We start from the raw sequence: 23,980 nt of genomic DNA on the forward strand, positions 1-23,980 counted from the left end.
GAACGCAATCGGCATTATCGCATGGCCGCAACCACGCAAGCAGCGCTCTGCCCAAATTCATAGTTTTCGCCAGACCAGAAAGCCGGTTCGCTTCCGCATTTTCCTTGACTTCAATCAAGAGCGCCTATTCCGCAGCAAGCGGTCTTCTTGCGAGTTGGCAGTCGCTCCAAAGCGAATGAAGTCCAGCAACCAGACGGTCAATGTCACCGCGCGCATGTACGGGAGATGGTGTAATTCGGAGCCGTTCCGTTCCTTTTGGAACGGTCGGGTAGTTGATCGGCTGGATGTAAATACCGAACTCGGTCAAAAGGGTATCGGACAGAAACTTGCATTTGCCCGGATTTCCAACCATCACCGGAATGATATGGCTCGGATTTTTGACGTGTGGAATGCCAAGCTCATCGAACCGCGATCGAACTTCAGCGACGATGGCCTTATGAGCCTGTCTTTCCCGATCGCTCTCCTTCAAGTGTCTGATGGAGGCGGTTGCAGCTGCCGCAATCGCAGGCGGCAGCGCCGTGGTGAAAATGAAGCCGCTTGCAAAACTGCGCACGAAATCGCAGAGCTCCCTTGAGGCCGCAATATATCCGCCAACCACTCCATAGGCCTTTCCCAGCGTCCCCTCGATAACGGTCAGCCTGTCCATCAAGCCCTCCCGTTCGGCAATACCACCGCCACGCGGACCGTAAAGCCCGACAGCGTGTACTTCGTCCAGATAGGTCATTGCCGAATACCGATCGGCCAGATCGCAGATTTCAGCAATCGGGGCGATATCCCCATCCATGGAATAGACGCTTTCGAAAGCAATCAGTTTCGGCCTACCCGGATCAACGCTTCGCAATTTGCGCTCCAGATCGTTCAGGTCATTGTGTTTCCAGACCACCTTATCGGCCCGTGAATGACGAATCCCCTCAATCATGGACGCGTGATTGAGACTGTCAGAGAACACGATCATATCCGGGATCTGCGACGCCAGTGTTCCAAGGGCAGCCCAGTTCGATACATATCCCGACGTGAAAACCAGAGCAGCTTCCTTGCCATGTAGGTCGGCCAGCTCCGATTCCAGAACAACATGTTCATGAGTGGTCCCGGAAATGTTTCGGGTCCCTCCGGCACCTGCTCCATACCGGTCGATGGCTTCGTGCATGGCAGCCAGCACCTTTGGGTGCTGCCCCATGCCGAGATAGTCATTGGAGCACCAGATCGTGACGTCGCCAGCTCCATTCTCATGGGTCCAGAGAGCTTGCGGGAAATGCCCGCGTTTCCGCTGCAGATCCATGAACACCCGATAGTTGCCCTCATCCTTGAGGGCTGCGAGCCGTGATCTGAAATGAGCCTGATAGTCCATGCCATCCCCGCTTTCGTGTCTTGAAACGAAAGCTATGAGCCGGGCCCGACCCGCTCCATGACAATAGTCAAGCTTGCCACGCGGGTCCGTATTTGCCCGCCTTTTGCGAAACATTGACAATGGCTAAAGTGACTTTGCGTCCATGGTTTATTTTTTACGCGCAGCAAAAACACGGTAACGACATGCCAAGTGAACGTCATAAAAAGATTGCTGAAAATTCTCTCTTGCTGAAGAGCTTTTCACCCGAGATGCAGCAGATGGTGCTGCAAGCATCCAGCTGGCGGACCTATGAACGTGGCGAAACTCTTTTCCTCCAGGGGGAAAAGGCTCATGCCATCCACATTGTCATGGATGGCTGGATCAAGCTTTACCGTATAGCGCCAAATGGGGGCGAAGCCGTCGTGAGCGTCTTCACCAAAGGCGAAAGCTTTGGAGAAGCTGTGGCGTTTCGGGGACAGGCATATCCGGTATCCGCAGAGGCTGTGACAGCTTGCGAGGTCATGCGGATTCCCAGCACGGCCATTTTGGAGGGCATGCGCAAGGACCCGGAGATCAGCATTTCGGTTCTGGCATCAACATTTGCACATCTGCACTCTCTGGTCTCCCAACTTGAACAGCTGAAAGCACAAACCGGGCCGCAGCGTGTGGCAGAGTTTCTGCTGGATCTTTGTGAGAATGAAACCGGCGAGTGTGAAGTCACACTGCCTTATGACAAGTTCCTCATTGCCGGAAAACTGGGCATGAAGCCGGAAAGCCTCTCCCGCTCCTTTGCCAGACTGAAATCTGCCGGGGTGAAGATCAATCGAAACCACGCGGAAATTGAAAACATCGACAGGTTGCGCGCCTTCTCCGAAACGGACCCGGTAGAAGCCTGGCACAAGGGGTGTTGATGAGACTTGAAACCGCCCTTGCCGCGATAGACGAAGTCAACGCTTCGGACCCGGGACAAGAAGACGGAACACCCGCCGCCCTTCTCTATGGTCATCGTATGAGTGAGGAACTCGCTCGGTTGTTTCCGAACGCCGGCGAACCGCTACAGATTGCCGCTCGGGGACAGCATATCGAGCGATGGATCAAACCCCGCAATACATATCCGGACGGGAAGGCGGGATATCATGCCTGGCGGAGGGACCTCGCCCGCCATCACGCCGATCGCGTGAGCGCCATCATGATGTCCGCGGGATATACCGACGACGAGGCTGAAGAAGCCGCGAGAATGTTGCGCAAGGAAGGGATCAAGCGGGATACGGGGGTTCAGGCACTTGAAGACGTCATCTGCTTTGTTTTCCTGAAATGGTACTTTACTCCCTTCGCCGCCAAGCATGCACCGGACAAGGTGCTGGACATTGTCCAAAAGACTGCGCGCAAGATGTCTGGTGAAGCGCGCGAACGGGTCCTGACTGAATTTGATCTTCCAGAAGACCTCGCCAGCGCGTTCAGGATCTGACACCTGAACGCCAAACTCTCGGTTTTTCGGGAGCAGCCTCACCTCAACAAGCGTCAACTCGGTCCCGGCAAGCTCGTCGATCAAACCCCGACGAGTTGCCGGTAAATCAGCGGCAGCGCCTGGGTCAGCTTGTCCGGATGGGGGATCACAGCGAATCCACCTTGCCCAAACAAACGCGGAAACCATGATTTGCCGGTACGGTCGATTGTGACCCCAAACACGGATTGACCCGACCGCCGCGCTTCGCGAACAGCCATCCGCGTATCCTCGATCCCGTGCCGTCCCTCATAGTGGTCCAGATCATTTGGTTTGCCGTCCGTAATCACCAGAAGGAGCTTCCGCTTTCGCGATTGGTCTGCAAGTTCCGACGATGCATAGCGAATAGCTGCGCCCAGACGGGTGTAGAACCCGGGACGCAGGCCGGCAATCCGTTGTTCGACGAGGTGCCCCATGGGATCGGAAAAGGACTTGCAGGATTGCAGATAAACGCGATGACGTTTCAACGACGAGAACGCATTGATTGCAAAATCATCACCACAGGCATTCAGCCCCCACGCAAGGGCTGTCAAAGCTTCCTTTTCGATATCGATCACCGCCCGCCCTGTAACGGCACTTTCGGTAGATCGGGAAACGTCCAGAAGAATGGAAACAGCAAGGTCACGCGCTTCGGGACGGGACTGGCACCAAATCCGTTCATCAGTCGATCCAGTTGCCAGACGTTCGACTTCCGAACGCACGGCGGCATTCATGTCGAGTTCTTCACCTTCCAAATGACCATGTGTCACCACGCGGCCTGGTCGCAAGGCTTCAAACTGTTTTTTCACCTTGCGAATGCGACGGGCGGACCGAGCATCCCCGTCCGCTGACAAGACGGCGGGATCAACCTCGGCAACACTCGTCAGAACACATACATGATCCTGAAGATAGGCATTGCTGCGCACATCCCATTCCGGGAAAAGCTGTTTTCCGGCGGCCCTTTCCCGGTCCACATCTTCCGGAGCAAGATCAAGATGCAGCTTCAGGCGCGTCGCCGGTGCCTTGGATATCTGCCCCAGTCCGATTTCTTCCTGATCATCCGCAGCCTTTTTGGCATCATCATTCTCATCATCGTCCACCCGACGATTGAGGTTGAGGAATTCCGCCCAACTCAGGATTGCCTCGAACTTGTGCAGGATGAAGCTGTCGTTGCGTTCAGCCTGATCTGCCTTTCGACGTCTCGCGCGAACAGACTTGTCATCGGAGGTTTCTTCTGGCGTACCATCGGTTTCACGATTTTCGACAGCATCACTCTCCGAGAAAACCAGATCCCGCATATCCAGCCAGAGCGGAACAGGCCGGAAAGGCAGATAGCCGCGCGGTGCCAAAAACGCCGACAGATCGCCGGTTTGTATTGCTCGAAGGAGGGGTTTATCCCTTTCCTCCAGCTGTTCTGCCTCTCCCAGCATGGCCCGGATCACCCGTTCCAACTGCCCTTCGATACCACGCAGGTTCGGCGAAGGTCTTTGGCGAAGAACACCAATACAGAGTTCAGAATAGAGCGCCCGAAGACCGGGAGCTGCCTCGAGCGTGGCAGTTACCGTTTCGAAAGCCTGCCTCAGCGCTTGCAGGTCCGCCCGAAGCGGATCAACTTCTTTGCGACACGCCTGTGCGTTTGCCGCCGCAGCAGTCAACCAGATGTACAGCGCGGCATTGGCTTCCCGGAACGGGAAGATGTCCAAACTGGCCGGCATGCGCAGGATCTCGCCATCGAAGCTGGCCCGTGCCACAGTTTCCGCCTCAGTTCCAAGCCGCCGCATGAAACTCAGCCGGTGCCGGGAGACCTCCGGGGAGACAGCCCGCAATTCGACGCTGTGGTTCCCCCCCATCCCCCGATAAAAAACAGCAAGCCGCCCGCCGATCTCGGAAAGATCGACCGCGGCTCCATGATACACCTGAGGTGCATCCAGGCGGCTTGCAAACGCGTGCCACAGTTTCCCGACAGTTTCTTCAGGTTCCCATGGCTCGAAGTTGACCTTGCCCATCGGTCTGGCCTCACCCAAACACGGCCGTGACAAGATCAAGGAGCCCGCGTTTCACATCCTCATCATCTGTAAGCGGTTCAATCATTGTTGCTCGTATCGCCCGCTCAACGGACATGCCCTGAACAATCATGGTCGCGGCATAGACAACCAACCGGGTCGACACACCCTCTTCGAGGTCCTGCCCCTTCAACGCTCTGAGCTTGTTGGCAAGGCGAACAAGCGAAGTCACACGGGAACTGTCCAACCCGCTTTCACTCTCAACAATCTTGACTTCCAACTCTGGCGTGGGGAAGTCGAACTCGAGCGAAACAAACCTCTGCCGTGTCGACGGTTTCAACGTTTTCAGGATGTTCTGGTATCCGGGGTTGTAAGATGCCACCAGCATGAAGCCGTTTGCCGCAACCAGCTCCTCGCTTGTGCGATCGATTGGCAGGGTTCGCCGATCATCGGTAAGCGGGTGAAGCACGACTGTGACATCCTTACGCGCCTCCACCACCTCATCGAGATAACAAATGGCTCCCTCGCGGACAGCCCTTGTCAGAGGTCCGTCCACCCAGACCGTTTCGCCCCCCTTGAGCAGATATCGACCGATGAGGTCGGCAGCTGACAAATCGTCATGACAAGCAACAGTGTAGAGCTTTCGTTCAAGTCTGGCTGCCATATGGGCAACAAAGCGGGTCTTGCCGCATCCGGTCGGCCCTTTCAGAAGCAATGGCAAGCCATTGTGATATGCACTTTCAAATATGCTGCACTCATCTGATTGAGGGAGGTAAAAAGGGGCGGCTTTCGCCCCTTTTCCCATGGAGATACTACCTTCCATATCTCTTACTCCGCCGGAACTTCAGCAGTTGATCCACGCTCAATGATCTCGCGGCGCGGGATCGCTATGGCATAGATGAAGATCAGGGCGCCAAGCACGACCGCGACGCCGGATCCGAAACGCATCCAGTAGAAAACAGCCAGCTGATCCTGAACGTCCATGAAATACTCGCCAAGCACACGCTGCAGGTGCGTCTGGATGGTTCCGGCAAATGTCAGGACGAATGTCATGAACGTCATGCCACCGGCCATCAGCCAGAAAGAGACCATGTTGAGCACCTGATTATAGGGATCCCGACCCCGCAACACGGGCATGGCATAACTGATGATGGCAAGGTTCAGGGATACATAGGCCCCGAAGAAGGCAAGGTGACCATGAGCTGCCGTGATCTGCGTGCCATGGGTGTAATAGTTGACCCCGTGTAACGTGTGCAGGAAACCCCAGACACCGGCACCAAAGAAGGCAAGGGTTGCACACCCGAGGGACCACAGGAGAGCTGCCTTGTTCGGATGATCCCGACGCCCCTTCCAGACCATGACAAAGGCGAAGGCCATCATGGCAAAGAACGGAATGACTTCCAGGGATGAGAAGATCGAGCCGATCCACTGCCAGTACCCCGGTGTGCCGATCCAGTAATAGTGGTGGCCGGTGCCAAGAATGCCTGAGAACAGGGCTGCAGCCACGATCACATAGAGCCATTTCTCGACGACTTCGCGGTCCACGCCTGTCAATTTCAGCATCAGATAGGCGAGAATTGATGCCATGATCAGTTCCCAGACGCCTTCCACCCACAGATGGACGATGTACCACCAGTACTGCTTGTCGAGAGCGATGTTTTCCGGGTTGTAGAAGCTGAAGAGGAAGAGAAGCGCTAGGCCCCAGAGACCAAGCAGCAAGATGTTCGTGATTGCCGTCTTCTTGCCTTTGAGCACCGTCATGGTGACGTTGTAAAGAAACAGAAGTGCGGCCACGACGATGCCGACTTTGACCCATTTGGGCTGTTCGATGAACTCACGTCCCTCTTTGCCAAGAAACCAGTTGCCCTCAAAGAGGTTGAAAACATAGGTCACCACCACACCAAGCGTGCCGACCACAAGGATCAGGAGCTGCAGATAGGCAATCTTGGTTGAGTGTATTTCCCGTTCGGCTTCTTCCGGAATGAGAAAATAGGCTGCGCCAAAGAACCCCAGCAGCAGCCAGACGATCAGGCTATTGGTGTGGAGCATTCGGATAATGTTGAAGGGAAGCAGTTCGGACAGGAAGTTCGGCGAGACATAGACCCAACCGGCCAATAGCCCGCCGAGTACCTGAACTGCAAACAAGGCCAGCGCTACGGAGAAATAGGCGATGGCGATCTTTTGAGATTGGTATTTCATGTTCGAGCACCTTTAAGAATTACGATCAACCAGCGTCATTCGGCGGCCAGTTCTGGGCGTCGATCTTGTCGGTCCAGATCAGGAAATTTGCCAAATCGCGGACTTGCTCATCTGTCAGATGGAACTGCGGCATTTGTCGTCGCCCCTCGACGCCGGTCGGTTGAGCATCCATCCATGCCTTCAAGGTGACGAAGGCTTCTTCCGGGTCGTCCAGCACGCCCCAGCGGGTCATCACATTGGCAAGCTCAGGCGCAAAATAGGCGCCCTCCCCCAGCAATGTGTGGCAATTGATGCAAGCCTTTTCTTCCCAGACTCTCTTTCCCGCAGCAACGCTTTCGGTAAGCGTCTCTTTGTCGGTCGAGACATTCACGATGTAGAGATGGCTGTGGATGGACAAGCCCAAGAAAATAAGAATGAAAAACAGTGACCCGCCGTAAAAGATATTACGGGCCATGCTTTTGGTCATGACTTCGCGCATCCCGCGCTCCTTCCCCGAGTTGATCTTGAGGAAGGTTGCCTCGACGGAAATTCAAATCCTTAACCAAAGTCAAGCCGGACTGATTCTGGATAAATTTACGGAGCTTCCATGACCTGGTGCTTCGGACCGGCTGCACCTTTGACCATCTCGCTCACCGGCCGACCACTCGCAAAGAAGAGGACATGGTGCCCTAAAAAGTACCGCGTTTACCGAGCAACGGTTGGCGGCAAAGCTGCCGTCACATGTAAAAGTGTTTTGGAAACAGGTAACCAGGATCACGGAAGAGATTGGTGACCCCGACGCGATTCGAACGCGTGACCCTCAGATTAGGAATGAAGTTTTCTCAACAATACCAATTGCGCTACTTTACGATTAATTACGATAATTCAATATCTTAGAAATTTTTCTTTACGACAAACTATTGACCTTTTCTCGCCTTTTCGATTACATCTGCTTACCCAGTGCTTACCAGAATTTTCGGGTAAGCAGCCCGGATCGGGTCACCCAGTGTGACCCAATCGGGTGAAACCCTGATCGTTCGTCAGAAGTCGTCAGACTGTCAAAATCACAAGTCTTTCGCCGGTGGCCAGCTGAACAATCAACTGTCACCGAACAGGAAAGCTGTATCCAGCCGTCAGGAGCCTGGAACATGCCGAGACTGTCAAAACGCAGAATTGATGCCGCCAAACCCGGCACCAAACGCCAGTTCCTTTGGGATGATACCTTGAAAGGGTTCGGACTGGTTATCCAGCCAACCGGGAAGAAGAACTTCATCGTGCAATATCGCACGCTCGAAGGCCGCTCGCGTCGCTTGTCACTTGGCGCATATGGAGCGCTGACCCCGGACGAAGCCAAGACGCTGGCAACAAAAGCCCTGTCGCAGGTCAAGCAGGGGCTTGATCCGATGGCGGACCGACAGGCGACGCGCCAAGCCCCAACCATCAATGACATGATGGAGCGCTATATTGCCGAATATGTTGAACTGCATAACCGGCCAACAACGCAACGACACATAAAATGGATCTTTGAAAAGGTCATTCGGCCCAAGCTTGGACACCTGAAGGTTGCCAGCGTCAAGCGCAAGGACATTATCCGACTTCATACCAAGCTGGCCTCCACCCCAAGCAAGGCAAACCAGACACTCGCCTATCTTTCAAAGGCCTTCAATCTTGCAGAAATCTGGGAATGGCGTGAAGAGCAAACCAACCCGGTTCGTCTGGTCAAGCGCTACAAGGAAAACGAACGCGACCGATATCTGAGCAATGAGGAATTGACCCGGTTGGGTCGTGTTCTGGACGAAGCGGAAACAATCGGACTGCCATGGATCATAAAGGTCAAAGGCAAGAACGCCCGTCACCTTGCCAAGAATGCAGAAGATCGCCGCTCCCCTGTCAATCAGATGGCCATCAAGGCACTACGCCTTCTATTGATGACCGGGGCTCGGCTCAACGAAATCCTGAGCCTCGAATGGCGGCATGTTGATTTTCATATGGGAACGATTGCGCTTCCCGGTCGAAAGGGGGACGGAAGAAAAGCCCACCCCGTTAGTTCGGCGGTAATGGACATACTTGCCAAATTGAACACGACGCGTTGCAGCCTTTATGTATTGCCGCGCGACAGCGACCCGGATCGCCATATTACCCGCGAAGTCATGGAATCCGTCTGGCAACGAGTGCGCCACCATGCGGAAATTCCAGACGTTCGAATTCATGACCTACGACACACAGTCGGCACCTATGCCGCACAAGCAGGCGGCAACGCGTTTTTGATCAGCCATCTTTTGAGACACAGCAACGTTGCCATCACCAACCGCTACGTATCGGCGGACTTTGACCCGATCCGACTTTTGTCCGAGTCAATCGGACAGCGGATATTGGAGGGGATGGGGAAATATCAGGGGATCAGCGGTCAGACCGAAATACAGCAAATCGAACACAGTGCGGCACCTCAACCAAACCGATGACACCCGGTTTCATTGCGATCACCAAATTTGGTAGAAACAAGAGGTATGCTCCTTGAAATAATTTTGACACTACCTCAGGTTGGTGTTTCGTGAGTTTTATTCGGCGTGTGCAGCCTTGTTAACGACATCCAGATTTTGTGCGACCGACCTCGATAAGGTTCAAGGGTGGGCATTCCAAAAGACTTTTGAGTTTCTCGTTCTCGACCACCCTGAGGTTTGGCCCAAATGGCGAGAAGCCAAGCACAGCCTCCCAACAGTGGATCTCGACTTCGAGGGTATTAGCGGGTTGTTTCCGGGCGGAATTTGGCCCGCCCCGATTAACTTGGAAACCGCATTTATTGAGAACCCCAAACTCCAAATTGCGTCCAATTCTGAGGTTGCGCGAGCGGCACTTTTGGAGATTTTCAGCCGATACAACGACCTGATTGAACTATTTCGCGGCGGGTATCTGATTGCAAACAGGTTCGATCACGATGCTGGCAAAATAAAGTTGTTCACGCCAAGTTTTTGGGCCTCAGGAAAAATCCACGTTGAATTAAAAGATGGGCACATTTTTGAAGAATACTCTTATAAAAAAGCAAAATTTGAAAATATATCAGTAAGTAGAAGAAGATTCGATCTAGGATCATACCACAAAAAATCATTATCGGACGTTTTCAGGAACTTCGTGTTGTTCGACCGTTCACTGGCTGAACTCGAAGGAGTTACTAATCATGAACCTGAATATTCCACGCGAGCTTACAAACCCGGTGTTTTTTGGGAGATCAATGGCGGATCGCTACTATGGTGGCCAATGTGGTTGAGATACGGTACCGGTCCGCTTCCAAACCACAAAAGCAGCAAATCAGAAAAATTTGACTTTCTGTTGTCGGACCTTCTGAACGTATTCTTGGCGCCTCTGGAAAATGGGGAAGTCGTTGCAACGGGCCTAAACAATAGTGATCAGTTGATACCTATCCCCCCCACTTTCTGGACCTGTTCTGAGCTCTTTCTTCATGCGTCAAACCATTCAATTGGTTGGCAAAATGATACTGACAATGATGGTGCACGCACAGAATTCCAAGTTCGATTTACTGATGTGGTGCTTAACGTAGACGACGGGGCACTTAAGTCATCAATTGATTGCGTTCCCGATGAACGGCCAACAGCAATGAAAGCCTCCGACGCTGAAATTGAGCGACTGTTGACAGTACAGTTCGAAAATGAATGGCGTAAGAAGGCCGATATTGTTGACGAAATTAACGATCAAACACGAGCAGGGAAACGTCGGATTGTAAGAGTGTGGGATTACCTCGTCAAAAAGTACCCAAACCGAAGCAAGCCGGGGCCAAGGAAGAAATAGAAGGCACCCATTCCTCTACCTCTGGCTGACTCATACTGTAGCGAATAAAATTTTTCATTATTATTCATAGACTTAATTCAAATCACCTCACCAATAATTCGTTGCACCTATTTATTTCGGCTTCCTCGAATCAACCTCTGACCGTCGCATATGAAAGGGAGCGATGGTTATGGAAGTCATCTTTAGAGAACTGGATCGTAAAAGAAGCCTATGTGAAAAACTTGCGGGCCCATACATCGGCATTTCACCAAGAACTCTGCAGGCATGGCGGGTTCAAGGAAAGGGCCCAGCATTCCTGAAGCTTGGTCGCGCAGTCCGATATCGTATTTGCGATTTGGACGACTGGTTAGAGGCCAATATGCGCAACTCCACCAGTCAAGGCGAGGCATGAGAATATGCCTCAAATACTGGAAAGCGAAAAAGACGCACTCATTCGACTCATTCAGATCGCAACAATTCTAAGTGGAAGGAAGCCCCCATCCGCTTCGACGGCCCTCGCGATGCTGGCAGAGAGTAAATCCGTCGATGTCAGTTTGCTTCCGATCAACCCCGAGCCGGGATTGGATTCGGTAGTCATCCTGAACTTCGAACTGAAGGAAGCTCGCCCATGCCGGTAGGTCCTTCAATCAACTTTGGCCGGGTTGCCAAGACAGCACAGCTGCATTCCGACAGTCTGTGCCGCCGCTGGCTTCCCGACGGCCACCAAGAAGGCAGGGAGTGGGTGGCACGCAACCCACGCCGGGCCGATCACAGTGCGGGTAGTTTCAAGGTGAACCTCTCAACAGGACGTTGGGGGGACTTTGCAACGGGCGACAGGGGCGGCGATCTTGTCGCCCTTGCAGCCTACCTGTTTGACTTGTCGCAAAAGGAAGCCGCGCTTCGAATTGCTGACATGCTGAGGATCAACGCTTATGACGATTGATCCTTTTGCCCCTGTCGCCAACCCTGCACCAACCGACACCAAAAAAGCGAACCGGCGCTGCATTGTGCCGGTTCCCCAAAACGCCCCAAAGGCACCGACTACCCATCCGAAACTCGGAGCGCCTTCCAAGACTTGGACCTATTTGGATGGATGCGGGCAACTCCTTGGTTACGTCTTCCGGTTTGATCTTCCCAATGGCGAGAAGAGCTTTCGTCCTCTTTGCCTGTTTGAAGAACCCGGTATGCTGTGCTGGCGCTGGCAGTCCTGGACGGATCAAAGGCCGCTTTACGGTCTGGATCGTTTAGCGAAAAATCCCAACGCGCCGATTGTAATGACAGAAGGCGAGAAGGCGACGGATGCCGCGCAAGCTCTGCTTCCCGGCCATGTCTGCATAACGTCGCCCGGCGGCTCGAACGGAACCACCAAAGTTGACTTCTCCCCTCTGAAGGGGCGCACCGTGATCATCTGGCCGGATGCGGATGAAGCAGGCCAGAAATACGCGGACGCTGCCCGAACATGTTTGGAAGAAGTTGGAGCAAAGGCCGTTTCTGTTGTTGCTCTCCCCTCTGACGTTCCCAATGGTTGGGATGCCGCAGATGCTTTGGAGGCTGGCTGGACCACAGAACAGGCCGCTGACTTTGTTCGCCAAGGGGAAGAAATACAAACCCATAAGCGGAAACAAGCCAACAGCTCAGCTGGAAAAACTCCACGACCCAAGCCCAAGAAACGCGGGTCAATCCTGGATGCCGCAAAAGGCGCGGAATTTTGGTATTCGCCTCAAAAACAGGTCTTTGCCACAGTGCCGGTCAACGGGCATTCAGAACACTGGCCGCTGGAGAGCAAGAACTTCAAGCGCTGGTTTTCGGCAAGAATTCACGAACAATTCGTTCACGTTCCTTCTGGGCAATCAATCGCAGATGCCTTGCGCATTCTTGAAGTCAGGGCGTTTGAAGAAGGCCGTTGTTTACAGCCTTTCATCAGAACCGGCTGGGATGGCGAGGCATGCTGGCTGGACCTTGCCGACGATGCCTGGCGTGCTGTTCGCATCACTCGGCATGGCTGGGAAGTCATGGAAAATCCGCCAGTGAAGTTCCTTCGCACCGAAACAATGGAGCAATTTCCAGACCCGATAAAGGCCGAGCTGATCGAAGAGCTTCGGCCCTTTGTGAACGCCAGCGATGACGACTACAAACTGATTGTTGCCTGGCTTGTTGCGTGTCTTTTCGGACGAGCAAGAAATTATCCTGTTCTGGCACTCGGCGGAGAGCAAGGCAGCGGCAAATCCACCATGGCCCGATTGCTTCGCAGCCTGACTGATCCCTGCCACGTTTCAAACCTGTCAACGCCAAAAGACGAGAGGGACCTTATCGTGATGGCGATAAGCAGCCATGTGCTTTCCTTTGACAACGTCTCAAAGGTCGAAAATTGGTTCTCGGATGCGATTTGCCGTCTCGCGACCGGGGCCGGGTTCATCACCCGCAAGCTTCATTCCGATGGCGATCCATTCTGGTTCCAAGGGTCACGACCCGTTCTCTTGAACGGCATACCCAGTCTGACAGAACGGGCGGACCTCGCCGAACGTTCCCTAACCGTTCGTCTTTTGAAAATCGACGAAACGTCGCGGCAATCGGAAGACGAATTCTGGAAGGCATGGGAACTGGCAAAGCCGGGTATCCTTGGCGCACTTCTTGATGCCGTTTCGGCAGCGTTACGACACTGGGAAACCGTGGAGTTGAAGGAAAAACCGCGAATGGCAGACTTCGCCCATATGATGACAGCTGCAGAGCCCGGCCTTGGGTGGGAAACGGGGGAATTCATGGCGGCTTATACCGCCAACAGGCAGGCAACCACCGAAGCCGTTTTTGAATCTGATCCGGTCGCCGTCGCAATCCAGAAATTCATTCAGGACGAGCACCCGACCAACGGATGGGAAGGAACCGCAACCGAACTTCTGGGGCACCTGAACCGGATTGTTTCTGAAGACATCCGCCGTTCCCGCTTCTGGCCAGCCAAACCAAACGCGCTCGGAAATGCTATTGACCGCGCAGCGCCACTCTTGAGGCACAGGGGAATTCATATGACAAAGCGATCAACAGGAGCGCAGCGGTTGATTATCCTGTCAGTGGCATGAATTGCGGGGACATCCCTCAAGGCCTTTTGCTTGAGAGCGCCCAACTGGCGACGCTAGGAGGAGTATTAAAAACGAGATTCGCACCTCATGCAGCCCGACCAGAAACCCTTACTACAATATATTTCCGAGCATTCGCGGATCGCCTTTGATCAGCATGCCATTCACGGTTTCCGGCGCTTCTTACGAAAAAATCAAGGCGTTAAAAACTGGCTGATCTCGTCCGATTACAATCTGGGCGACCGCGATCGACCGACAGATGTATTTGCCTTTACGCTATTCCCAATTCGCGGCGAACTTCAAGATCTGCTGAACTCACTTGGCGAGGTGTTTCATGCTGACTTCAAAAATCTGTCGCGAGTTCACCCAAAGGTGAAAGGCTTTTTCAAACGGCAGAGGACGTCTTTCAGCATTTGCTGGGTATTCCCGGAAAAGGTGAAAATGTTCTGGAGGCCGCGACAATCTGAATTGGACGTCGCTCGGCAGTCGATCAATGAAACCTTGTCGTTCCTGAAAGGCTCAAATGCGCCGACATGGGCCATCGAGAGCATTACTCAACTTCAGAACGAGAGCAAAAGGAAGAATTTCTCCGTAACAACATTTAATAACATGATGTTCCTAATTGCAGCTCACGCATTTTTTGTGCGGCTCATTCACGAAGAGGCACCCAAAACAGAGCAAATATTTTGGGCATCTGACCGAGACAATATGACTGAATGGAAAGACGGCATCTATCGAACCTATGCGATGTTAAATGCCTGCAGAAACGCAACATGGGCAGGGAAGACACTGGATGCTGAACACCTGCCGTTTCTGGTACCCGAAGCCGGTAAGGAAAATTGGTTCGATGTTGCGGTTCGCCCGCCAGACTATTTGGCAGCCGCCTTGTCAGGCCTATCAATTTCGCGCAGCACATCACCATTTGGATCGAAAAAGTACACCGGCATCCTTCGCGACATCATCGCAGAAAACAGGAACATCGCTCTGATCAAAGGAAAAATCCGGGAAGAGTTGCAATTCACCACGCTGGTAACCGAGAAAACTCCTCTGCCCGGTGGCGAACCGATACGCGTTCCAGCTTCCGACCCAAGCAGGGAGTGACCGACCTTGCGTCATGCGGTTTTACTTCCATTTTGCCCCCCGAATTCATTAGATTGGAGCCGCAATCACGCTTGACCTTTTTGATTGAGCCATTGAATTAAAGACCGCCCTTTTCCATTGAACTAATATTTCGAGCAGCGCCCCGCATGAACGTTCAAGCACACGAAGACCTTAAAAGTACCATCTGGGAAATCGCCAATCGGTTGCGCGGCCCCTATCGACCCCCGCAATACCGCCTTGTCATGTTGCCGATGGTGGTGCTTCGTCGCCTTGATTGCGTTCTGGAACCAACAAAAGACGCCGTTCTGAAGCAATATGAGAAGCTGACTGCGCAAGAAGTGCCCGAAAAGGCGATGATCAAGCTGCTTGGCAAAGCCGCAGACCCGAAGCGCAGTCACCCACTCTACAACACCAGCAAATACACATTTGCAAAGCTGTTGGGTGACTCCGAAAATATTGCTCCGAACCTCGTCGCCCATATTAATGGCTTTTCGCCAAACGTTCGGAACATATTCGACAAGTTCAAGTTCGCGGATCAAATCGAAAAACTGGACGCCAGCAACCGCCTTTTCACCATCGTTAAGGAAATGGCAGATGTCGACCTGCACCCGGACAAGATCGACAATCTGCAGATGGGCTACGTGTTCGAACATCTGGTGATGCGGTTCAACGAACAGGCCAATGAAGAGGCCGGGGACCACTTCACCCCGCGCGAGGTCATTCGTTTGATGGCGAACCTGATCTACACCGGCGAAAAGGACGTCTATAAACCCGGCATCTTTCGGACCATCTACGATCCAACTTGCGGCACCGGCGGCATGTTGTCGGAATCCGAAAAGCACATCCTCAACCAGAACGAACACGCCAACCTTGCCCTGCATGGTCAGGAATACAACGACGAATCCTGGGCGATTTGCTGTTCCGACATGCTGATCAAGGACGAAGACACCAAGAACATTGTTCTCGGTGACACGTTGGGCGATGGCAAAACACATGACGGGTTTGAAGGCCAAAAATTTCACTACATGCTGGCAAATCCTCCCTTTGGGGTTGAATGGAAAGACCAGAAAAAGACCGTCGAGGACGAGCACAAACAGTTGGGGTTCACGGCGCGGTTTGGCGCGGGCCTCCCGGCGATCAACGATGGCTCCCTGCTGTTCCTGCAGCACATGATGGCAAAGATGCATCCATTCAAGGAGGGCGATGAAGACGAGACCGGCTCCAAGATTGCGATTGTCTTCAACGGATCGCCGCTCTTTTCCGGTGATGCCGGGTCCGGCCCTTCAAACATTCGGCGCTGGATCATCGAAAATGACTGGCTGGATGCCATTGTCGCGCTACCGGATCAGCTGTTCTACAATACCGGCATCTTTACCTATGTCTGGATTGTGACCAACAAGAAGCCGAAGGAACGGCGCGGCAAGGTGCAACTGATTGACGGCACCCGCTTTTGCGAGCGGATGAAAAAGAGCCTCAACAACAAGCGCAATGAAATCACCGATGACCAGATCAATCATCTGACCCAGCTTTATGGGAACTACAAGAACGGCGAAACAGCCGAAGTCACGCTTGATCACAAGAGCAAGGAAAAGGAAGTCCGCGTCGTCTCGCGTATTTTTGAAAACCGGGAATTCGGCTTTTTGAAAATCACCGTCGAGCGCCCGCTGCGGCTGAACTTTGAGGCAACACCCGAGCGAATTGCCAAGCTGGATGGGGAAAAGGCTTTTGCTGAACTGGCTGTTTCCAAGAAGCGAAAGGACAAGGAAGCAGCCAAACTGGAAGAAGAGCGGGGCCAAAGGCACCAAGCAGCAATCAAGGCCATGCTCGCCACGTTGGCAGACAAGGGTCTTTATATGGACCGGGTCGTCTTCGCAAAGGACCTGACTGCAGCAACCAAAAAGGCCGGACTGAAGCTGGACGCAAAGGTCAGAAAAGCAATCCTTTCGGCATTGGGCGAACGGGATCCGGAGGCCGAAATTTGCCGAGACACCAAAGGCAACCCGGAGCCCGACAAGGAATTGCGCGACTCGGAAAACATCCCATTGCCTCCGGGAACGAAGTTGCCATTGCCGATGAAGTTTGGCCCCGACAAGCCGAACACCGACCTTGTGGAACAGTTTCGCGGCACGATTGATGCCTACATGGCAACCGAGGTTCTGCCCCATGTTTCCGATGCCTGGGTGGATTATTTCAAGACCAAGGTGGGTTACGAAATCCCGATCAACCGGCATTTTTATGTCTACAAGCCGCCCCGTCCGCTGGATGAGATTGAACAGGACATCACTGCGCTGGAAGGTGAGATTGCCGAGTTGCTAAAGGGGCTGGTGGCATGAACGCCTACACTGGCGCACTGCGCTATTTCGGGCGCATAAGAAACGGAAGCACACCCGCGAGTGGCGAAGCTGAATATTGGGGTGGCAACGTTAAATGGGCGACCCCTGAGGACCTGGGCAAACTTAACTCGGACAGAATTTCCACGACAAAGAGAATGGTCACCGAGAAGGCTGTTGAAGAAAACAACCTGTCGGTTCTTCCTGTTGGCTCAGTGCTTATTTCGACAAGAGCGCCCATTGGTCATATGGCGATTACCGAGGAACCAATGGCCTTCAATCAAGGTTGCAGGGGGATCATTCCCGGAAGTCGTGCCCATGGCCCATTCCTCTACTATTTGCTCAAGTCTCGCGCTCCAGAACTCAACGCGATGGCCAATGGCACAACTTTTGTCGAGCTTTCGCGTGATGAACTTGCTGCCGTGTGGGTGGAATTTCCCCCGCTCGAAACCCAACAAAAAATCGCACGGTTTCTGGATGAGAAAACGGCGAAGATTGACGGGTTGATTGAGAAGAAGCGTGCGTTGTTGGAACGGTTGGCTGAAAAGCGTCAGGCCCTCATCACTCGTGCTGTCACCAAAGGCCTCAACCCCGACGCCCCCATGAAACCCTCCGGCATCGACTGGCTCGGCGACATCCCGGCGCATTGGACGCTATGCAGCTTAGGGCAACAAATTAAACTGCAAAGAGGAGTCGATATTACAAAGAATGATCGAGTAAATGGACCGTATCCGGTAATTTCTTCCGGCGGTATTGATTATTATAACGAAACTGCTCTCTGCACTGGACCGGGGGTGCTTGTGGGTAGAAAGGGCTCAGCGGGCAAGCTGCACTATACAGAAACTAACTATTGGCCACATGACACTACGTTATACGTAAAGGAATTTCGAGGTAACCAACCACGTTTTGTTTGGTATTTATTACACACTCTCGACTTAGAGAGCTTCGATTCGGGGTCTGCAAATCCTACAGTAAACAGAAATCGCGTACACCCAATGAAAACCGTATGGCCTAATATTTCTGAACAAGAAAAAATATCCATTTTTTTAGATCGTGAACTTGATAAATATCATATTATCGAAAATAAAATCAGTAAATCCGCAAGATTTCTTGAAGAATACCGTTCAGCCCTCATCACTGCCGCTGTGACTGGGCAAATCGAAGGTCTGCAATGACGCTTACGGCTGCGACCTATTTCGAGCACCTGAAGGCCTATGTTAACAGCGACTACGTTATGCATGACGGGTCAGACAATAAGGTTATCCTCTCCGAGAAATATTTCAGACCGGAAGACACCAAACCGCAGACGAGAAAAATCGAACTTCTTCTTCCGGGTTCCGGCATGGCCTTCAAGCTGGACCACGATGAATTCGAAACTTCCAACCGGAAACTAAAACCGGCGCTCTTTCATTTTCTCGATGACAACGCGAAACCCTGGTCCAAGCGCTGTGACTTTGTGGTGTTTTATGTAAATGGTCGGGCCTTTCACGCCGATTGCATCGAGTTCAAATCCAAAAGCCTGAACGCTGATAAAATTGTTCCGCAGTTGAAGGCCGGGGCCTGCTGGGTCGGGACGCTAAAGCGCACCATTGAGCATTACACCGGCGATAAGCGCCGTTTCAAATTGCGTAAATTTGTGTTTGGCGAAAACGAAAACCCTAACGCCTATCTTGATGCCAACCGGCAACTCAATGCTGATCCCTCCGTTCGCTACTATCATTTTGACGAAGTGAACGGCCAACCCTTGGCCAGTCTCCAAAATTCTTCGGTGGTGGAGGTTTAGCCGCGACACGTTTTCATCAGCCAAGAAACCGGTGGTCACAGCCGAACATGTTCAGCTAGCATATATCGGTATTTTTAACCCGAAGACGATTTTCACCTGAGTATACCTGAAAACTGGACACCTCATGCCCGGCCATACAGAAACCCATTTTGAAAAAGCAATTGAAGCCGGACTGGTCAAATCCGGCGGATACACAAAAGGTCAGCCAGATCTTTTTGATGAGGAAACCGCGCTTTTTCCAAGCGAAATCTTCGCCTTTCTGAAAGACAGCCAGTCAGCAAAATGGGCGTCACTGGAAAGCCTTCTGGGCCCTCGAACGGAGGCAACCGTTCTTGCCGATCTCGTCAAGGAATTGAACCTCAAGGGGTCTCTGCATGTGCTGCGCCATGGGTTCAAGAGCTATGGCAAGAGTTTTAGGCTGGCCTATTTCCAGCCAAACTCGGGAATGAACCCGGATGCTGCTGCGCTCTATTCAAAGAACCGCCTGACGGTGACCCGTCAGGTTGCCTTTACATCCGTATTGAAAAAACCCGGAGGGGGCCAACGCCGCTGCATCATTGATGTTGTTCTGAGCGTCAACGGCTTGCCGGTGGTAACAGTGGAGCTGAAAAACCCGCTGACCGGCCAACGTGCTGCTGATGCCATCAAACAATATGAAAATGACCGTGACGGGCGCGATCTGCTTTTCGCGTTCAAAAAACGTGCCCTTGTTCATTTCGCCGTTGATCCAGACGAAGCCTGGATGACCACGAAGCTGAAGGGAAAAGAGACCTTTTTCCTGCCCTTCAACAAGGGGCACAATTTCGGAGCAGGCAACCCGCCCATCGAAGGCAACTGGAAAACCCATTACCTTTGGGATGAGGTGCTGAAGGCTGATAGTCTTCTCGACATCCTGCAACGCTTCATGCACCTGGAAATCAAGGAAAAGCAGGTCAAGACCGACAAGGGCGTTCGCACCATCCGGAAAGAAACGATGATCTTTCCGAGATATCATCAGCTGGACGCCGTGCGCAAACTTGTCGGCCATGCCCGTGATCACGGATCGGGCCGAAATTATCTGGTTCAGCACTCGGCAGGCTCCGGAAAGTCCAATTCGATAGCCTGGCTCGCGCACCGGCTATCCACCCTGCATGATGCCGCTGATGAAAAGGTGTTTCATTCGGTCGTCGTGGTGACTGATCGCCGGGTTCTGGATCAACAATTGCAGAACACCATCTATCAGTTTGAACACAAGACAGGTGTTGTCGAAAAAATCGATGAAAACACCCAGCAACTTGCCCGTGCCCTGTCTCAGGGGACGCCGATCATCATCACCACCATTCAGAAGTTTCCCTTCATTTCCCAAGCCTTGGCAACACTGGAAAAGAAAGGGGACGGTGTAAAGATCGACACGGCCAACAAGCGTTTTGCCGTGATTGTCGACGAGGCCCATTCCTCCCAAAGCGGCGAAACGGCAACCGAACTGAAAGGCCTTTTGAACAAGGACGGCATTGAAGCTGCCATCGCTGCACAGATATCAGATGAAGAAGATGATGACCTGTCCGAAGAGGCCAAGGCTGCCATCCTCAGAAATTCATTGAAGCGCGCGCGTCAGCCAAATCTCAGCTTCTTTGCCTTCACGGCAACGCCAAAGTTCAAAACTAAGACCCTTTTTGATGAGCCGGGGCCTTCCGGCACATCGCCCTTTCATGAATACACCATGCGGCAAGCCATCGAAGAAGGCTTCATCATGGATGTGCTCAAGACCTACACCACATACAAACGCTTCTACGGCCTGATCAAACAGGTTGAGGATGATCCGGAAGTTCCTCAAAAAAAGGCAGCGAAGGCGCTCGCCCGGTTTGTCGAACTCCACCCTTACAACATCGACCAAGTGGTTAGCGTTATCGTTGACCATTTCCGAAAATACGTGATGCACGAACTTGGCGGGCGGGCCAAGGCCATGGTTGTAACAGGCTCGCGGTTATCGGCTGTCAAATACAAGCTCGCGTTCGATGCCTATATTCGCGACAACGGCTATCAAGGCATCAAATCGCTCGTTGCCTTTTCCGGCACCGTGGAAGACCCGGATGATCCGGGTTCCGCCTACACGGAAGTTGCCATGAACGATGGTTTGCCGGAAAGCGAACTGCCCGAAACCTTCGAAGGCGATGATTATCGGGTTCTTCTGGTCGCGGACAAGTACCAGACAGGTTTCGATCAACCTCTGTTGCAGACAATGTATGTGGTGAAACGGCTTGCAGGTGTTCAGGCCGTACAGACCCTGTCCCGTCTGAACCGCATGGCCCCCGGCAAGACACGAACCTTTGTTCTGGACTTTGTGAATGAAGAAGAGGACATCTACAAGGCGTTCAAACCCTATTACGAAGCGACACCGCTCGGTGAAAACGCTGACCCGCACCGGCTTTCTGAGCTGCAACACAAGTTGTTGGAATGGGCTATCTTCACGCCTCTGGACGTCAGCGCCTTTGCCAACATCTGGTATCGATGCAAGCGTGATCATTCCGCCTCTGAGCACCGGGAGATGAATGCTGTTCTCGATGTTGTTGTGGAGCGATTTTCACAGCGCAGCGAGGAAGAGCAAGCAGAATTCAGAGGACAGTTGACGGCCTATCGCAGCCTCTATGCCTTTTTGTCCCAGATCATCCCCTATCAGGATAGCGAACTGGAAAAACTCTATTCGTTCGTTCGAAACCTCATTCAAAAACTGCCTCCGCCAAACGACGGAACAGCTTTTGTTCTTGATGATGAAGTGGCGCTACAATTCTTCCGGCTTCAACAGATGAGTGATGGCTCGATTGATCTTGCCTATGGCGACGCTGACCCGCTGAAAGGCCCAACTGATGTAGGAACCGGCGGCTTTTCGGAAGACGGCGTCACCCTCTCGTCACTCGTCCACAAACTGAACGAACGCTTTGGAACGGATTTCACTGAAGCCGATCAGCTTTTCTTTGACCAAATCCGAGCCAGCGCCGAAGCAGATGAAAAAATCGTTGAAGCCGCCCGCGCCAACAACCTTGATAATTTCTCATCTTATCTGGACCGGATGTTAGACGAGTTGTTCATTGCGAGAATGGAAGGCAACGACGAGATCTTTTCTCGTGTGATGACCGACAAGGATTTCCGATCAGCAGCACATGATCACCTTGCCCGCGAAATCTTTCGCAGGGTTCGCGAAGACAAGGACCCCAAAGGCTTTGGCGCATGACTGATATCAAGCTTTTTCACACTGGAGAAAACAGTGTGGCGGAACTTCAAGGAACAGCAATGGCCTTGGAGAAGTCCCTCCAAACTTTGATCGAGAAAAACATGGAAGCGTTTCTGGGCGTCCGCTTCCTCGCTTCAGAGTTTGCCACCACCAACGGTGGACGCATGGATTCGCTTGGCATTGACGAAAATGGGTCTCCAGTCATCATCGAATACAAACGCGCCAGCAATGAAAACGTAATCAATCAGGGCTTGTTTTATCTTGATTGGCTTATGGATCATCGGCGCGATTTTGAATGGCTTGTGCTGGAACGGTTCGGTGCGGAGCAGGCTAAGGCCGTAGACTGGGGATCGCCTCGGCTCATTTGTATTGCTGGGGATTTCACAAAATACGACGCTCACGCAGTTAATCAGATGAATCGCAATATTGAACTTATGCGCTACCGCCGGTTCGGCGATGAGCTGCTTCTCTTCGAATTGCTTACATCCACGTCCGAACGCACCAATTCCGAGAAATCAGTTTCCGTTCCCATATCGGATGTCGCTGGTGCAGGTCGCGCTCGGTCCCGTCAAAAAACCGTCACGCAATATCTGGCAGATGCCGATCAGGATTTGTTGGACCTTTATGAAGCCACCAAAGCCTTTCTTCTTGCATTAGGCGATGATGTCCAAACCAAGACGTTGGATAACTATATCGCGTTCCGTCGATTGAAGAATTTTGCTTGCGTGGAAGTCAAACCGCAAATTCGGCATCTTAAGGTTTATCTGAAGGTTAATCCGGACACGGTAGATTTAGAGGCGAATTTCACCCGTGATGTACGCAGCATTGGACATTTCGGCACTGGTGATCTTGAAGTTATTGTTACAGACGCAGCCTCATTGGAAAAAGCAAAGCCACTGTTTGAAAAAAGCTACGATGTGGCATAGGTGCTTATAACTGACCGGGAACCAATTGATTGACTGTTAAGCTTCATGCATTCGTTTCTAGAGGCGCGCATTTAGGCGAGTTGCTGTACCCGCATTTACATGATGACGGCACGTATGTAGTGTCGATGACGCGGTTTGAGGAAGATTACATCCGTATTAATGACCCCGCCGATATTCTTCCGTGGCTGGAAAAGGGGTACCGGCTCCGAATGTCTAATCCCGACAAGGGCATTCGTGCAGCAAGCCTTATTAAACCTGAAGCTATTTTTAGACCTGTCCTTTGTTAAGCCATTCACGAACGGATCCTATCAGCTGACTTCATCATCCTACGAGGACATTCGCGACCCCAAGTCATCAAGACGCGCGAAACCTGACAAGGTGTCCGGTTCTTTGTCAGGGTCATGTTTAAGTGTGGCTTGTCAGGTTGAGTGCTGAGACCCGGACGATCACGGGTCCTTTCAGAGCATTCTTTGTTCTACGGGACCATTCCCGACCGCTGGCTTCCAAAACACGCGATAGTTTCGGGAAACGCTTTATCTTGATGTTTAGGATGATGTTCGTTGGGCCACTTTCGCGACTGACTGACGGACCGAGACAATTGCTGACGGCCAAAGGCACCTAAAATCGCCGTTGGATTGCCTGACCGAAAACGACCTGTGACGGCTTTGACGACCCACTTTCATTTCAAGAATCGAAGGAAGAAGATTTGGGTCACATCTGGAACCAGCGTTTTTGAATGGCTGAAATCTGCTTACCCGGTGCTTACCCGAACGAATTTTGGGGTGTG

At 52.5% G+C, this 23,980-nt stretch carries 19 protein-coding genes; 14 read left to right on the top strand and 5 right to left on the bottom strand.

Annotated elements, in window-relative coordinates; all coding sequences use genetic code 11:
* Positions 1–124: 124 nt before the first annotated feature.
* Positions 125–1,348 (bottom strand): 5-aminolevulinate synthase, encoded by a 1,224-nt coding sequence (gene hemA, locus F0155_RS03635; RefSeq protein ID WP_150523120.1) that lies wholly within the window; start codon positions 1,346–1,348, stop codon positions 125–127.
* Positions 1,349–1,530: 182 nt separating this feature from the next.
* On the opposite strand from hemA, the gene F0155_RS03640 reads away from it, so the two are divergent.
* The gene (locus F0155_RS03640; RefSeq protein WP_150523121.1) at positions 1,531–2,238 is read left to right on the top strand and encodes a Crp/Fnr family transcriptional regulator; all 708 of its coding nucleotides are present in this window, start codon (positions 1,531–1,533) and stop codon (positions 2,236–2,238) included.
* Positions 2,238–2,795, top strand: a complete 558-nt coding sequence (locus tag F0155_RS03645; protein ID WP_150523122.1) for a DUF4202 domain-containing protein — start codon at positions 2,238–2,240, stop codon at positions 2,793–2,795. Before F0155_RS03640 ends, F0155_RS03645 begins: the two co-directional genes overlap by 1 nt.
* A gap of 80 nt (positions 2,796–2,875) precedes the next feature.
* Here the strand turns inward: F0155_RS03645 and F0155_RS03650 are convergent, their stop codons facing one another.
* From F0155_RS03650 to F0155_RS03665, 4 genes are read right to left on the bottom strand one after another with little or no spacing between them, the layout of a single operon-like run.
* Complete coding sequence (locus F0155_RS03650) at positions 2,876–4,816, bottom strand: nitric oxide reductase activation protein NorD (protein WP_150523123.1); 1,941 nt, start codon at positions 4,814–4,816, stop codon at positions 2,876–2,878.
* A 10-nt stretch (positions 4,817–4,826) separates the two neighbouring features.
* Entirely contained in the window at positions 4,827–5,636 is an 810-nt protein-coding gene (locus F0155_RS03655) for a CbbQ/NirQ/NorQ/GpvN family protein (RefSeq protein ID WP_150523124.1), read from the bottom strand.
* Positions 5,637–5,641: 5 nt separating this feature from the next.
* Complete coding sequence (locus tag F0155_RS03660) at positions 5,642–7,012, bottom strand: cbb3-type cytochrome c oxidase subunit I (protein WP_150523125.1); 1,371 nt, start codon at positions 7,010–7,012, stop codon at positions 5,642–5,644.
* Positions 7,013–7,037: 25 nt separating this feature from the next.
* Complete coding sequence (locus tag F0155_RS03665) at positions 7,038–7,490, bottom strand: c-type cytochrome (RefSeq protein WP_150523126.1); 453 nt, start codon at positions 7,488–7,490, stop codon at positions 7,038–7,040.
* Positions 7,491–8,139: 649 nt separating this feature from the next.
* Here F0155_RS03665 and F0155_RS03670 point away from each other — a divergent pair.
* The 12 genes from F0155_RS03670 to F0155_RS03725 all read left to right on the top strand — a co-directional run bounded on the left by F0155_RS03670 (position 8,140) and on the right by F0155_RS03725 (position 23,480).
* Positions 8,140–9,453, top strand: a complete 1,314-nt coding sequence (locus F0155_RS03670; RefSeq protein ID WP_150523127.1) for a tyrosine-type recombinase/integrase — start codon at positions 8,140–8,142, stop codon at positions 9,451–9,453.
* A 115-nt stretch (positions 9,454–9,568) separates the two neighbouring features.
* The gene (locus tag F0155_RS03675) at positions 9,569–10,795 is read left to right on the top strand and encodes a hypothetical protein (protein WP_150523128.1); all 1,227 of its coding nucleotides are present in this window, start codon (positions 9,569–9,571) and stop codon (positions 10,793–10,795) included.
* A gap of 169 nt (positions 10,796–10,964) precedes the next feature.
* Positions 10,965–11,186 (top strand): helix-turn-helix transcriptional regulator, encoded by a 222-nt coding sequence (locus F0155_RS03680; protein WP_150523129.1) that lies wholly within the window; start codon positions 10,965–10,967, stop codon positions 11,184–11,186.
* Positions 11,187–11,402: 216 nt separating this feature from the next.
* The gene (locus F0155_RS03685) at positions 11,403–11,717 is read left to right on the top strand and encodes a hypothetical protein (RefSeq protein WP_150523130.1); all 315 of its coding nucleotides are present in this window, start codon (positions 11,403–11,405) and stop codon (positions 11,715–11,717) included.
* Positions 11,707–13,848: a DUF6371 domain-containing protein gene (locus F0155_RS23780; protein WP_208999116.1), complete on the top strand. Its 2,142-nt coding sequence runs from the start codon at positions 11,707–11,709 to the stop codon at positions 13,846–13,848. Before F0155_RS03685 ends, F0155_RS23780 begins: the two co-directional genes overlap by 11 nt.
* An 87-nt stretch (positions 13,849–13,935) precedes the next feature.
* Entirely contained in the window at positions 13,936–14,946 is a 1,011-nt protein-coding gene (locus tag F0155_RS03695; RefSeq protein ID WP_150523131.1) for a hypothetical protein, read from the top strand.
* A 146-nt stretch (positions 14,947–15,092) separates the two neighbouring features.
* The gene (locus tag F0155_RS23875; protein WP_150523132.1) at positions 15,093–17,279 is read left to right on the top strand and encodes a type I restriction-modification system subunit M; all 2,187 of its coding nucleotides are present in this window, start codon (positions 15,093–15,095) and stop codon (positions 17,277–17,279) included.
* Complete coding sequence (locus F0155_RS23355; RefSeq protein WP_161599751.1) at positions 17,276–18,451, top strand: restriction endonuclease subunit S; 1,176 nt, start codon at positions 17,276–17,278, stop codon at positions 18,449–18,451. The genes F0155_RS23875 and F0155_RS23355 overlap by 4 nt, the downstream gene beginning before the upstream one ends.
* 59 nt (positions 18,452–18,510) lie before the next feature.
* Positions 18,511–19,059, top strand: a complete 549-nt coding sequence (locus tag F0155_RS03710; protein WP_204934386.1) for a hypothetical protein — start codon at positions 18,511–18,513, stop codon at positions 19,057–19,059.
* Positions 19,060–19,183: 124 nt separating this feature from the next.
* The gene (locus F0155_RS03715) at positions 19,184–22,267 is read left to right on the top strand and encodes a type I restriction endonuclease subunit R (protein ID WP_150523134.1); all 3,084 of its coding nucleotides are present in this window, start codon (positions 19,184–19,186) and stop codon (positions 22,265–22,267) included.
* Positions 22,264–23,193 (top strand): DUF5655 domain-containing protein, encoded by a 930-nt coding sequence (locus tag F0155_RS03720; RefSeq protein ID WP_150523135.1) that lies wholly within the window; start codon positions 22,264–22,266, stop codon positions 23,191–23,193. Before F0155_RS03715 ends, F0155_RS03720 begins: the two co-directional genes overlap by 4 nt.
* 29 nt (positions 23,194–23,222) lie before the next feature.
* A complete protein-coding gene (locus F0155_RS03725; protein WP_150523136.1) occupies positions 23,223–23,480 on the top strand; it encodes a hypothetical protein in 258 nt (85 codons plus the stop codon).
* Positions 23,481–23,980 lie beyond the last annotated feature (500 nt).

The sequence above is a fragment of the Roseibium sediminis genome (assembly GCF_008711325.1).
GTDB classification, from domain to species: domain Bacteria; phylum Pseudomonadota; class Alphaproteobacteria; order Rhizobiales; family Stappiaceae; genus Roseibium; species Roseibium sediminis.

Bases quoted from the DNA above. Each gene is read 5' to 3' on its own strand.
- hemA (WP_150523120.1), bottom strand. From the start codon at position 1,348: ATGGACTATCAGGCTCATTTCAGATCACGGCTCGCAGCCCTCAAGGAT.
- F0155_RS03640 (WP_150523121.1), top strand. From the start codon at position 1,531: ATGCCAAGTGAACGTCATAAAAAGATTGCTGAAAATTCTCTCTTGCTG.
- F0155_RS03645 (WP_150523122.1), top strand. From the start codon at position 2,238: ATGAGACTTGAAACCGCCCTTGCCGCGATAGACGAAGTCAACGCTTCG.
- F0155_RS03650 (WP_150523123.1), bottom strand. From the start codon at position 4,816: ATGGGCAAGGTCAACTTCGAGCCATGGGAACCTGAAGAAACTGTCGGG.
- F0155_RS03655 (WP_150523124.1), bottom strand. From the start codon at position 5,636: ATGGAAGGTAGTATCTCCATGGGAAAAGGGGCGAAAGCCGCCCCTTTT.
- F0155_RS03660 (WP_150523125.1), bottom strand. From the start codon at position 7,012: ATGAAATACCAATCTCAAAAGATCGCCATCGCCTATTTCTCCGTAGCG.
- F0155_RS03665 (WP_150523126.1), bottom strand. From the start codon at position 7,490: ATGCGCGAAGTCATGACCAAAAGCATGGCCCGTAATATCTTTTACGGC.
- F0155_RS03670 (WP_150523127.1), top strand. From the start codon at position 8,140: ATGCCGAGACTGTCAAAACGCAGAATTGATGCCGCCAAACCCGGCACC.
- F0155_RS03680 (WP_150523129.1), top strand. From the start codon at position 10,965: ATGGAAGTCATCTTTAGAGAACTGGATCGTAAAAGAAGCCTATGTGAA.
- F0155_RS03685 (WP_150523130.1), top strand. From the start codon at position 11,403: ATGCCGGTAGGTCCTTCAATCAACTTTGGCCGGGTTGCCAAGACAGCA.
- F0155_RS23780 (WP_208999116.1), top strand. From the start codon at position 11,707: ATGACGATTGATCCTTTTGCCCCTGTCGCCAACCCTGCACCAACCGAC.
- F0155_RS03695 (WP_150523131.1), top strand. From the start codon at position 13,936: ATGCAGCCCGACCAGAAACCCTTACTACAATATATTTCCGAGCATTCG.
- F0155_RS23875 (WP_150523132.1), top strand. From the start codon at position 15,093: ATGAACGTTCAAGCACACGAAGACCTTAAAAGTACCATCTGGGAAATC.
- F0155_RS23355 (WP_161599751.1), top strand. From the start codon at position 17,276: ATGAACGCCTACACTGGCGCACTGCGCTATTTCGGGCGCATAAGAAAC.
- F0155_RS03710 (WP_204934386.1), top strand. From the start codon at position 18,511: ATGCATGACGGGTCAGACAATAAGGTTATCCTCTCCGAGAAATATTTC.
- F0155_RS03715 (WP_150523134.1), top strand. From the start codon at position 19,184: ATGCCCGGCCATACAGAAACCCATTTTGAAAAAGCAATTGAAGCCGGA.
- F0155_RS03720 (WP_150523135.1), top strand. From the start codon at position 22,264: ATGACTGATATCAAGCTTTTTCACACTGGAGAAAACAGTGTGGCGGAA.